Origin of the sequence: Coleofasciculus sp. E1-EBD-02 (assembly GCF_040218245.1) — a bacterium.
Lineage (GTDB): Bacteria > Cyanobacteriota > Cyanobacteriia > Cyanobacteriales > Coleofasciculaceae > Coleofasciculus.
On record NZ_JAVJQN010000125.1, the window covers coordinates 36,541 to 47,377 of the forward strand.

Consider the following 10,837-nt stretch of genomic DNA (forward strand, 5'->3'; position numbering starts at 1 on the left):
GTGCTCAACGCCTTACGGCATCAAAGGTAATCGCACATTACTACTACCGTCAACTCAATGAATTGAACTTCGTGCTCAACGCCTTACGGCATCAAAGGTAATCGCACTATAGCCGTTGGACTTTGGTATGAATTTTCATTGCAGAGTGCTCAACGCCTTACGGCATCAAAGGTAATCGCACTGATTGGCTCTCCAACATCTATGATAATAAGCTTGTGCTCAACGCCTTACGGCATCAAAGGTAATCGCACAATCATGGGAATATGCGACGGTCTGGGAGCTTCTCGTGCTCAACGCCTTACGGCATCAAAGGTAATCGCACGAATTGCTACCGACAACGGCGTCAGACGATGCAACGTGCTCAACGCCTTACGGCATCAAAGGTAATCGCACATGTATGACCTGTTTCCCGTTGTAGTCCTGTGGTTTGTGCTCAACGCCTTACGGCATCAAAGGTAATCGCACCGCGATCGCGCGAACCCTTAAATCATAATGGCTGCCAATCGATTTTGCAAGCATCTCCAAAATCCAACTCTCCTCACGCCAAAATCGGGTCAAATCGGGGCAAATTTACCAAAATCCAAAACGCTACAACCCTTACTATACAAGGAATCCCAGCATTTTGCAAGCATCTCCCTCCTCCTTGAACTAGCCGCAAACCCAAGCCCTGTCTGGATTTGCGCCCCATTCCCCAACCTTCCAAACCAGAACAGACACAGATGCTTGCATTTTCAACCAATCTCTTGCCGTTAACTAGGCGGTTGACGTCACAACCATAAGGGCACGATAGTATCGTGCCCCTACCCCATCAACCATCTCTTGAATTACGGTAGGGGCATGGCACTGCCATGCCCTTTCATCAACAATATAGATCCTAATCCAATCCCACAGACATCCCTTTAATTGCCCGTTCTAAACTAGGTAAATAATTCGCGATCGCATCCCAAACCCGTTCTAAATCGATCCCACCTAAATAATCATGAACTAAAAGATTTCTAAATCCCGATAAAGCCCGCCAATCCACATCTGGCACATCCGCCTTGAGATCGTCAGAAAGTCGCTGTGTTGATTCTGCCATTATTTGTAAACGACGTAAAACCGCATCTTGCACCAGAGACTCATTCATAAAAGTATCCTTACCATTGCGTGTATAGTGCTTAATTCGGTCGATACACTCCAAAATATGCTCGATATAGACAGCATCTCTTTCTCGATTCACAACGGTTTTGCCTCCTGCAAAACTCGCTCTCGGATTAAAGCACTTAAACCCTTCTCCGTCACAATATCAACCTTACACCCTAATAAATCCTGTAAATCCATCAATAATCCTCCCGGAAACCAAGGAGAAATTTTAGAGACATCGTAATCAATCAAAAAATCAATATCGCTGCTTTCTGATTCTTCCCCCCTGGCTACCGAGCCAAAAACCCGCACATTAAATGCTCCATGTTTTGTGGCAATTTCAGTAATTTTATCTCGGTTTTCTTGTAAACGTTGACTAAGTTTCATGGTTGTCTTTTCTCCTTAGTCAAAATTCTATTATAGTAAAGTCCCCCAACTCCGTTCCCCCCTTTTCAAGGGGGGTTAGGGGATGAGGGTAAAGCGGTTCGATGGGTGCAGGTACACCTTAAGTTGATACCAATGGCACGCTCCTTAAGGCTGGTGGGCAATGCCCACCCTACTCAATCTTTTAGTAGAATTCCCCAACTCCGTTCCCCCCTTTCAAAGGGGGGCTAGGGGGGATAGAGAAGGGGTTAGGGAATGAGGGAAAAAAATTCCCCCCTTAGCGATGCAAATAAATAATCTTTGCCATTTCCCGATCCAACGCCGCCCGCGTTCTACCCACCTTAATAATATAAGAAGGAAACCGCTGCTCCAAAAGAATCGGCATTCCGGGACTAATTCCCATCGCCATCAACTTCTGCAACGTCATCTCATCCTTCGTCTTCAACGCAGCAACGGTGCCGCTATTTCCCCGTTTAACCGATGCTAATGCAATCATTTAAATCGTCACTCCTAATACATTTAACAAACCATTGACCAGATATCCCACAAAAAAGGCAAAGGGGAAAATAAACGCCACAATCGCCCAAGTTACTTTCGCCCCGCGCTCTTTCAACATTACTTGCAGTTGGGCAATACAAGGTAAAAACAGGGTCAACACAATCGCTGTCACCACCAACTGATTCCCGGTAAAAATTCCCTCTTGCTGCATATCAAATAACCCAGCTGCGCCGTAATCCCGCCGGAAGAAGCCATATAAAAAGATCGGTGCAGCTTCTCTGGGCAATCCTAATCCTAACGCAATCGGCTCAATCCCCTGAATAATCAAGCCAAACAACCCGGTCAAACGCCCAAACCAAATAATCACTGATGCCCAAATAAATAGGGGCAGAATTTCCAAGAAATACCACTTCATTCTGAGATAGGTTTTCACCAGAATGTTTTGCAGTTTGGGAAAGCGCAAAGGCGGAATTTCCATGTAAAAACTAGCCGGGTTTCCTGGAAGCAGTCGGGCGCTGACAAAGCCCGTAATCATAAAAATTGCCCCAATTACTCCCCCCCAAATTAACAACGCGGCAGGTTTTTGGGCTAACAATCCCACAATCACCCCCCACTGTGCTGCACAGGGAATGGCTAAGGAAAGCAAAAATGTGGCAATCAGTCGTTCCCGTGTCGTTTCCAGGGTGCGGGTGACCAAGGTTGCCATGGTGTCACATCCCAATCCCAACACAATTGGAATCACCGATCGCCCCGATAACCCGATCGCTTTAAACAGGTTATCCAGCATCAAGGATAATCGCGGCAGATAACCACTGTCTTCCAGGAAGGAAAACATTAAAAAGAAGGTGGCAACCACAGGTAAGACAATCGCCACCGCATAGCGAATCCCCAGGGTAATAATCCCGTAGTCGTGGGCAATTAAATCCTGTAGGGGTTGCCAGGGCAAAATTACCGTTACCGTTTGGTTGACAACGGGATTAATATATGTTTCAAAAAAGGTTTCAATGGTATCCACCATCGTCCCCGCCCCGAATTCGCCGACAAATTTGTAAACCCCGTAATAAAGAATCACTAGCAAGATCGGAAATCCTGTCCACGGATTCACCGTGAGTTGGTGCAGTCGTTCCGCTAACGGGGTTTTGCCTTGACTGGATTCGCTGAGAACCGTTTCTTCGATCGCCCACGCCCGTTGCTGACGCGCTTTGGCAATAGCAGAGATTAGCGGTTCATCCAACTGACTCTCAGCATCTGCGATCGCGGCTTTGATTTCCGCTTCTGTCTCCTGAATCTGAAGTTGTTGCCAAAGTGCTGGATCTTTTTGCAACAGGAGTAGGGCAATACTGCGCCGAGACAGGGGATAATCCTGGGATAGCGACAATCGTGATAACAATGACTCCAGTTTCGCGATCGCCCCCTCAATAGGTTCCGGATAAGCAAGCTGACTTAACATAATCATTCACCTTATACTTCAAGTCTCGTAAACCAACATTCAGTGCCGCTGCCATGGTGACTACCGGAATCCCTAATTCCATTTCCAGATGATCGCGGTGAATCTGAATCCCCAGGTGTTCGGCTTCATCAATCATGTTGACGGCTAACAGCACAGGCAAACCCGCTTCAATAAGCTGAAACGTCAACGGAAGCATCCGCCCTAGGTTTTTGGCATCGACGACATGAATCACCAAGTCTACGGATTCACTGAGTAATAAATCCCGCGAAACTCTTTCCTCTTCGGTAATCGGGAGTAGGGAATACATTCCTGGTGTATCCACCACCGCAAACAAGCGATCTCCAACCGTCATCTGACCCCTGGAGACTTCCACCGTTGTACCGGGATAATTGGACACGGTGACATAGGTTCCCGTCAGGGCATTAAACAGAACGCTTTTACCCACATTGGGCATCCCCACCAACGCGACTTGGGGAATCGATTCAGTTTTCAGCAGTGATGGTTGTGGTGATTTGCTCCACCATTTCCAGCCAGCCCCTCTTTTGGGCTTACGGTGGCAGGTGTTCTGACATTTGTGACATTCCATATCGTCTTGACTCCAATGATAGGATGCGAATTCTGCAACTTGTTAAAAGTAATTCTCATTAACTTTAGTCAATAATGACCTAGATTTCTGTATCAGGTCTACCTTTTATAAAAGCTTAATATTTGGGGGAAGAGGAACCTCTCTTCGCTGAGATTCATTGATCGGAGCTTGACGCGAAGCCTTCTTCCTTGTCCTGATCAAAGTTTAAACCTATTATCTCAGTCTGACAAGATAAATAAAAGCTGAAACAGATTCTCTTTAGTGTTCCAGGGATTGGCGGTAACGTAGCGCTGGTTAGGCACGAAATATATAGTAATTTACCGAAATATTTTTTAATAAATGTTGAGAATAAGTCACTTGAAGTTGAAGTCGGGTGGGCAGGAGTGATCAACCTGGAAATGCTCAGGTTATCAAGAGAGTGTTATTGCCCACCTCAATCTTCTGTATACCGTCACCCTTTCACCTCATCACCCCCTCTTTGGTGAACTGATGAGTGCTTGCAGCCAAATTGCCCTAGGATGACGAGTGACTTGTCGTATACCGTTGTTCTGCCAGATCTCGGATCAGAGACAAGCGATTATAGAGATAGTCATTCAAAATATGCATTTCCTCTGAATTGAGACCTCGCTCTTGTTTGAATTGCTTGAGTATCCACTGAACGAGACTAGCATCGTCGAGTTTCAGTAGCAGGTTAGTTTGAGTCGTTTCAATTAAAGACCACAACTGACGCAGCATTGTGGGAGTCATACAATCTCCTTCCTTAGGTAAAGTGGCAGCAGCCGAGAAATAAAGCTGGTGTTCCAGCGCCGTGTCGCGATCTGGCAAAGAACACGACTCCTTTAAGAATTACTTAAGGATTGCTTGGTTTTTTTTACCATAACTCATCTCGAACAACCCAACTTACGATTGTAGTCAGGATGATACAAGAGTTACCAAAGCCTTAACAAACTGAAAAATTACGTTGTAAAACTGACCAGCTATGTCGATTGACTGGGCGATCGGTTGTCGGTGAAGACTCGGACTGGTAATGATTTCGTCATGGGATGCTACCGAAGCGATATCCGCCTGAGTTTAGTTTGCAGTGCAAGTGGGGAACTTATGGGAAGCCGGAATACTTCCACACCGATGGCGGGAAAGACTTTCGCTCGAATCATCTTCGACAGATTGGTACACAGTTGGGATTTATCTGTGAGTTTCGCGATGCCTTCAGCGGGCTACGCCTACGCCCTTCTGAGGGAGGAGCAGTTGAGCGTCCTTAATTAGGGCATCGGGGATGGCGAGTTTATGACTGAGGGAATATTGCGCCATGAGTTGAATGAACTGACTGGAGACTTGCCGATCAATCGGCAGGTTGTGCAGTAGATTTAGGTGTTTTTGGATTCTGAGTAATTCGGCTTTGTTGAGCGCACCGTAGTAGAGTTCGGCTTGGGCAATCACGCTGATTGCTAGTTGCGCGATGCCGATCTGTCTTAGCTCCTGGACGATCGCGGGATTGCCTTTATAGAATTCTATAAGTACATTCGTATCACAAAGGATCATGACTTGGTTTCTCTCCAAGCTTCGGCGCGGAGGGATTCGGCGGTGATGTCTTTGTTTTCCCAGATTCCGGCTAGCTCGAAGAATGCTTCTTCTGCATCGGGTGAGGGAGGCTCTGGGGCTGTGGTGGTTTTGGTACTATTTTAACAATTTACACAAACATCTTTTTTAGAGAATAGGGAATAGAGTTTAGAGTAATTGAGTTGATTCAGTTTCTGGGTTGAGGTCGAGGTTGCGATAGATTTGCTCAATGGGAAAATTTAGATTGATGCTTTTGAGTTCGATGGTGTCGCCTGCTTGGTAGTTAATGATCAGCCATTCGCCTGTCTCTTTTTTGTGATACAAATCGATTTCCATGCGGGTGGAACTGACTAACAAATAGTCTTGTAGGGCTGGATTATGGCGATACATTCTAAATTTGCTGCCTCGGTCGTAGGCTTCGGTGTTGGGGGAAAGTACTTCAACGATTAGGCAGGGATAGGTAATGTATTGGGTTGTGGTTTTATCGCGATCGTCGCAGGTGACGCTGACATCGGGATAGGTGTAGTTATTTGTACCGACAATGTTAATTCTCAGGTCTGAGGTCGCGGTGTCGCAGCCACTCCCTTCTAAATGAGTGGTAAACAACGTGATAAACTTGGCTGCAAGTAAGCTATGGTTTTTACTACCGCCACCCATGGCATAAACTTGACCGTCGATCAGCTCGTGTTTTTCTAGTTGCTGTTCTTCCCAAGTGAAGTATTCTTCGGGGGTTAGGGTGGGGAATTTTTCTGGGGCTGCAATCATGGTTTCGTGACCTCCTAAGTTTGTCGCTGCTTGGGGGTAGTTCTTCGTCAAACAGACCGCGCTCGATGGTAGGCTTATCTTGGACAAAAGCTGTCACCAGTTCGGTTAAGTCCTCCCGACAAACCCGTTGGGCTTCCTGGCTTTTGGGTTCAGCGAGTCCTTTAATTTCTAGCTGAATTTGTCCCGTTTCTGTATTGACTCCCACATTACACCCAGTGCCAACTTGGGTGTAGGTGACGGAAACGGCGGGAATGGTGTTAGGTTTGGTCATGGGCAAGGGAGAAATTTTTGGGCAGAGGATTTATGCTACATTTTTTGAATAGTTGTACACCGGAACGCGGATAAAATGGTCGGGTTCTGGGTGATCTAAAAGGGTCTGTTGTAAACGTTCTACGGTTGAGGGGGAGAAAAACTGTTCCCCTGTTTCTTCATTAACACGGGCAGGGACGTTTTCGATCACAATAATTTGACCATTCAGATTTAAGGTGTAGGTTACTTGTTTCTCAACATAAGCTGCTTGTGAGTTAGGCGTCATCGCTATTTAGTCTCCTTTGCGTAAAGTTGTTATTCCATTTTTGGGGGTTGGGTTCGTATAGTGTAATAATTTTGACCAGTGAACGGGTAGGATAACTGCACTGAATGTGAAGCGGACGTTTCATCGCTGTCAAACCTAAAATTAAACAACTAGGACCGTATTTATCTTCTGGGTAGTCCTCAATAATTTGACCATTGGCAATCACTTCTCTAATTTCTTGAACTCGAATTTTTCGTAAGATGGATTGATCGACAGCGTGTTTGGAAAATTCAAACCGTTCCTCAGCAAATTTCTGACGTATTTCTGTAAGTAGCGTAGCCATTGGGCGATATAGATTTCGATCAACTCCGCCGATTGCAGCATATCAAGCAGAAATTGGAGATTTCGTTGCATAAATCACCTGAGCAGAGGAGAGGATGGTATTACGACGTAAATAATTACGACTGGCTTCAACCCCTGGGCGAGTCACTCAATCCACATCCCGGTCAAAGATTGTCCTCAGTTCCCCTTCCATTTGGTCTAGGGTGCTGAATTTGGGATGAGCATCAGGGTGAAATTTCACCATAACGTCGATGTCGCTGTCTGGGCGAAAATCATCACGCAAAACAGAGCCAAATAGCGCAAATTCGATAACGTTCCATTTGCGACAGAATTCGGCAATGGTATCAATGGGTATTTTCACAAGAAAGGCTACTGATATTTTTGAACTAAATAATCGGTGTACTCTGCTTGCAGTTCTTCATCACTGGGAGTTTGGCTAGAACGTTTAGCGATACCTCAAAGTTTGGTGAGAGTACCGGGAGGAATGCTTGCGGTTTTTGAAGCCGTGCGTTGTTCGTCCATGCTTGCTGTCAGTTTATCAATCAGGATTGCTTTGTCAGCATCAGGGAGGGCAGTGGCTTCGGCAATGAGTTGGTCTAGGGTTAGCATTGGCTAGTTTAACGCGAAGAAACTGGTTTAATTTTATCATTTGCCCTGATTGAAATTGGGCTTGACTTGCTGTTGGAGGCGCGTAGGCGTAGCCTGCTGAATGCATTGCGCTTTTTGAACTAAATTAAAAACAGGACTGTACCCAATTCGCCCCTTCCTCATCCATGATTGCTACCCCAGACAATTATTACCTCTCTCCTGACGAATACCTCCAACTCGAAGCCACCAGCGACACCAAACACGAATATCGCAATGGTGAAGCCTATGCTATGGCGGGGACAACCGATGCTCATAATACTATTGCTATCAACCTTGTTACGCTGATTCGTAGCCATTTACGGGGGTCAGACTGTCGCGTCTATTTTGCCGATGTCAAAGCCAGACTTGAAGAGTGCAACTGTTACTACTATCCTGATTTGATGGTGACTTGTGACCCCCGCGACGCAGAAACTACTACCTATAAGCGTTATCCCAAACTAATCATTGAAGTCCTCTCTGACTCTACCGAAGCCTTTGACCGAGGGGATAAATTCATCGACTATCAAACCCTCGACAGTCTGCAAGAATATGTCTTGATTAGTACCAGACAGCAACGAGTAGACTGTTACCGTCGTACCGAGGAGGGGCTGTGGTTATTTCAATTCTATGCCCCCAGTCACAACACCTTTCACCTTACTAGCCTTGAGTTTGAAGCGGACTTTACATCCTTGTATGAGGATATTGCGTTCTGATTGCCCTCACCCTAAATCCCTCTCCCAAAACGGGAGAGGGACTTTAATACGAAGGATAGCCGTTTCTATGGTGTCGATAATAACGAGATTTGTAAGTCAATCACAGTATTTAATCAGGATGCCGCGATCGCGTTTTTTGATGAGGTTTAGACGACTATTCATCCCACGCTCATCCTTCGGATTGAGACGTGGGGCTTCTGGCTTGTTTAGCTAATTTTCCCACCTTTCCCCCCCTCGTTACTTAGAGGATGATTCGCAGTAAGCTGAGGTCAGGTAGATTTAAATGACATTCAATTTGTCAAGATGACACTAATCTGACAACGATGACAAATAATGTGGCAATCAACACAAATGGAGAATACCGGATTTGAACCGGTGACCTCTGCGGTGCGATCGCAGCGCTCTACCAACTGAGCTAATTCCCCGGACTCCTAGTCTAGCATACTGTAGCGGCTCACCCGAGCGATCTGTTGTCAGCCTGCCGTATTCCGACGTTGACGATAGACCAGGGACTACCGATGAGTATATTAATAAATGTAACGTCATTAGATTGAAACCTATATATGTCCAGCCTTCTGAATTGTTAAGAAAGATGTGAGTAATGCATAGCTTAAAAAGGGGGACGGGAGGGGATCTCTTATTAAGTAAGGGTTTCAGCCTTAATTTGACACTAAAGGTGGCATAAGTGCATATCCCGGTGATGACTCAGAGATATAGAACAATGTACCTGGGATCAGTCACTAGATAATCCGATGCCGAACATCACCCAACTCGCCTCGAAAATAGACAAAGTTAAAGTCTATGCGGCTGGCGCAACCGTTACCCGTATCGCCGATTTGCACCTAGAGAATGGAGAAACGCCAGAACAAATAGAAATTTCAGGACTTCCCCTGGCGCTGGATGATAGCAGTGTGCGAGTGCAAGTTGAGGGGAATGCCAATCCAGTAATTCCCACCGATATCCGCATCAGTCTCGCGGTTCCCTCTCACCCAGAAACCCCGAACTCCCCCGCTGAGGAACAACTGCGCCAAGCCAAAGCCGAGGTGCGGCGAATTCAAGAGACTATTGCCCTAATTGATAACGAAATCTCTGTCCTGAAACAGCTTCATGTACCCAATCAACCTGAAGCAGAACCGGGAAAAGCACCACCCCCTTCACCCCTAGCCGCCCGATTAGCGATCGCGAATTTTCAAGATGAGCAAATCCGTAGTCGCATTCAGGAACGACGGGAAACCCAAAACAGCTTAAAGGAGGCAAAAACCCACTTAGAGGAGTTATTACACAAACAGGAACTGGTGTCAACAGCCCAACAGGTGAAACCGCACGAATTGCGAAAAACGGTGATTATCAGCTTAAGTTATCCGGCGGAGGTGACGGTTTCCCAGCAACAGTTAATTGTGGAGTATTTCGTTCCTGGCGCACGCTGGACACCTACCTATTTATGCCGTTTAGATAGTAGCACCAATACCAGTGCGATCGCGGTTCGGGCTTTTTTGTGTCAGCGCACAGGAGAAGATTGGTCTGGAGTTCGCTTAGAACTCTCAACCGCTAACCCGATGACGTGGTGTGAGTTGCCAGAATTACCCTCACTGCGGTTAGGACGTACTCAGCCTGTCCCTAGAAAATCCGGTTGGCGTTTACCTCCCCTTGGTGCAACCACACTGTTTGCCGATTATGACCGCCAGAAGCCGCAGGTGGTCACTAAACCAAGAGCCTTTACACAACCAGCGAGTAGAATCAACAGTTCATTCTACAATCTGGAACTGAATCTGATTAATCAATATCGGGATCAAAAACTGACACAGGAGAAAGCACAAGACGATCTGGATACTGAGCTTAAATGCCTCCTGTCCGATACCGATAAGGCTATCGAGTTTCATAACCTGTTCGATGAATCAGGAGACGAGTTTGCTGACCTTGACGCCATGCTGTCCGATGCACCAGAAGAAACAGAATGCGACTTAGAGCTCTATAGTTTACTGGAAGACGCAGAATCAAGCTTACGCCATTCTTCTCCGGCGCAATACTTAAGAGGTAGAGATTATAAACCAAAAGAAACAGAATTTGAATTGGGTAAAACCTTGAATAAAGCTAGCAGTACCTCGGTAATGAACTTGGTGAATCTGACTTACAATTTAATGCGACTTCCCGGCGCAGATGACCCCAATAAGCGAGGTAAATTACTGCTTCAAAACCAGCAGGAAGTCTATCTAGAACTCTTTAAGCAACAGCAGTTTGTGGTAACCTTCAATGTCCTAGAAATCGTCGATCAGGCTATA

At 46.1% G+C, this 10,837-nt stretch carries 13 protein-coding genes, 1 tRNA gene, 3 pseudogenes and 1 CRISPR repeat array (1 of these 18 cut by a window edge); of the genes and pseudogenes, 3 read left to right on the top strand and 14 right to left on the bottom strand.

Annotated features, from left to right (window positions below; genetic code table 11):
- Nucleotides 1–465: a CRISPR direct-repeat array (repeat unit 36 nt; unit sequence GTGCTCAACGCCTTACGGCATCAAAGGTAATCGCAC); it begins 287 nt to the left of the window's first position.
- 409 nt (nt 466–874) lie between these two features.
- From RIC07_RS20685 to RIC07_RS20710, 6 genes are all read right to left on the bottom strand, one after another.
- Entirely contained in the window at nt 875–1,219 is a 345-nt protein-coding gene (locus RIC07_RS20685; RefSeq protein WP_446396168.1) for a HepT-like ribonuclease domain-containing protein, read from the bottom strand.
- Complete coding sequence (locus tag RIC07_RS20690; RefSeq protein WP_446396169.1) at nt 1,216–1,509, bottom strand: nucleotidyltransferase family protein; 294 nt, start codon at nt 1,507–1,509, stop codon at nt 1,216–1,218. Before RIC07_RS20690 ends, RIC07_RS20685 begins: the two co-directional genes overlap by 4 nt.
- 274 nt (nt 1,510–1,783) lie before the next feature.
- Nucleotides 1,784–2,002: a FeoA family protein gene (locus tag RIC07_RS20695; RefSeq protein WP_044208130.1), complete on the bottom strand. Its 219-nt coding sequence runs from the start codon at nt 2,000–2,002 to the stop codon at nt 1,784–1,786.
- Nucleotides 2,003–3,454: a nucleoside recognition domain-containing protein gene (locus RIC07_RS20700; protein WP_446396170.1), complete on the bottom strand. Its 1,452-nt coding sequence runs from the start codon at nt 3,452–3,454 to the stop codon at nt 2,003–2,005.
- Nucleotides 3,420–4,040, bottom strand: a complete 621-nt coding sequence (locus tag RIC07_RS20705; RefSeq protein WP_446396171.1) for a FeoB small GTPase domain-containing protein — start codon at nt 4,038–4,040, stop codon at nt 3,420–3,422. Before RIC07_RS20705 ends, RIC07_RS20700 begins: the two co-directional genes overlap by 35 nt.
- Nucleotides 4,041–4,553: 513 nt before the next feature.
- Complete coding sequence (locus RIC07_RS20710; RefSeq protein ID WP_446396178.1) at nt 4,554–4,787, bottom strand: hypothetical protein; 234 nt, start codon at nt 4,785–4,787, stop codon at nt 4,554–4,556.
- Nucleotides 4,788–5,074: 287 nt separating this feature from the next.
- Here RIC07_RS20710 and RIC07_RS20715 point away from each other — a divergent pair.
- Nucleotides 5,075–5,296 (top strand): annotated as a pseudogene (locus RIC07_RS20715) (Mu transposase C-terminal domain-containing protein); the annotation flags it as partial.
- Here RIC07_RS20715 and RIC07_RS20720 read toward each other — a convergent pair.
- The 7 genes and pseudogenes from RIC07_RS20720 to RIC07_RS20750 form a co-directional block, all read right to left on the bottom strand.
- Entirely contained in the window at nt 5,247–5,579 is a 333-nt protein-coding gene (locus tag RIC07_RS20720) for a PIN domain-containing protein (RefSeq protein ID WP_446396172.1), read from the bottom strand. The pseudogene RIC07_RS20715 and the gene RIC07_RS20720 sit on opposite strands and share 50 nt — an antisense overlap.
- 186 nt (nt 5,580–5,765) lie before the next feature.
- Complete coding sequence (locus RIC07_RS20725) at nt 5,766–6,362, bottom strand: Uma2 family endonuclease (RefSeq protein ID WP_446396173.1); 597 nt, start codon at nt 6,360–6,362, stop codon at nt 5,766–5,768.
- A gap of 31 nt (nt 6,363–6,393) precedes the next feature.
- Nucleotides 6,394–6,573: pseudogene (locus RIC07_RS20730) on the bottom strand (DEAD/DEAH box helicase); the annotation flags it as partial.
- A gap of 90 nt (nt 6,574–6,663) precedes the next feature.
- Entirely contained in the window at nt 6,664–6,897 is a 234-nt protein-coding gene (locus RIC07_RS20735; RefSeq protein ID WP_006102157.1) for a YgiT-type zinc finger protein, read from the bottom strand.
- Nucleotides 6,887–7,219, bottom strand: a complete 333-nt coding sequence (locus RIC07_RS20740; protein WP_446341145.1) for a DUF4258 domain-containing protein — start codon at nt 7,217–7,219, stop codon at nt 6,887–6,889. Before RIC07_RS20740 ends, RIC07_RS20735 begins: the two co-directional genes overlap by 11 nt.
- Nucleotides 7,220–7,261: 42 nt before the next feature.
- A pseudogene (locus RIC07_RS20745) lies at nt 7,262–7,579 on the bottom strand (nucleotidyltransferase family protein).
- Between the two features lie 95 nt (nt 7,580–7,674).
- Nucleotides 7,675–7,827 (bottom strand): hypothetical protein, encoded by a 153-nt coding sequence (locus tag RIC07_RS20750; protein ID WP_446396174.1) that lies wholly within the window; start codon nt 7,825–7,827, stop codon nt 7,675–7,677.
- A gap of 164 nt (nt 7,828–7,991) precedes the next feature.
- On the opposite strand from RIC07_RS20750, the gene RIC07_RS20755 reads away from it, so the two are divergent.
- The gene (locus RIC07_RS20755; protein ID WP_446345996.1) at nt 7,992–8,558 is read left to right on the top strand and encodes a Uma2 family endonuclease; all 567 of its coding nucleotides are present in this window, start codon (nt 7,992–7,994) and stop codon (nt 8,556–8,558) included.
- Nucleotides 8,559–8,910: 352 nt separating this feature from the next.
- On the opposite strand, the gene RIC07_RS20760 is transcribed toward RIC07_RS20755, so the two are convergent.
- Nucleotides 8,911–8,983, bottom strand: a tRNA-Ala gene (locus tag RIC07_RS20760).
- A gap of 327 nt (nt 8,984–9,310) precedes the next feature.
- Between RIC07_RS20760 and RIC07_RS20765 the strand changes: the two genes are divergently transcribed.
- On the top strand, nt 9,311–10,837 hold a 1,527-nt coding region (locus RIC07_RS20765), incomplete at its 3' end, for a mucoidy inhibitor MuiA family protein (protein ID WP_446396175.1).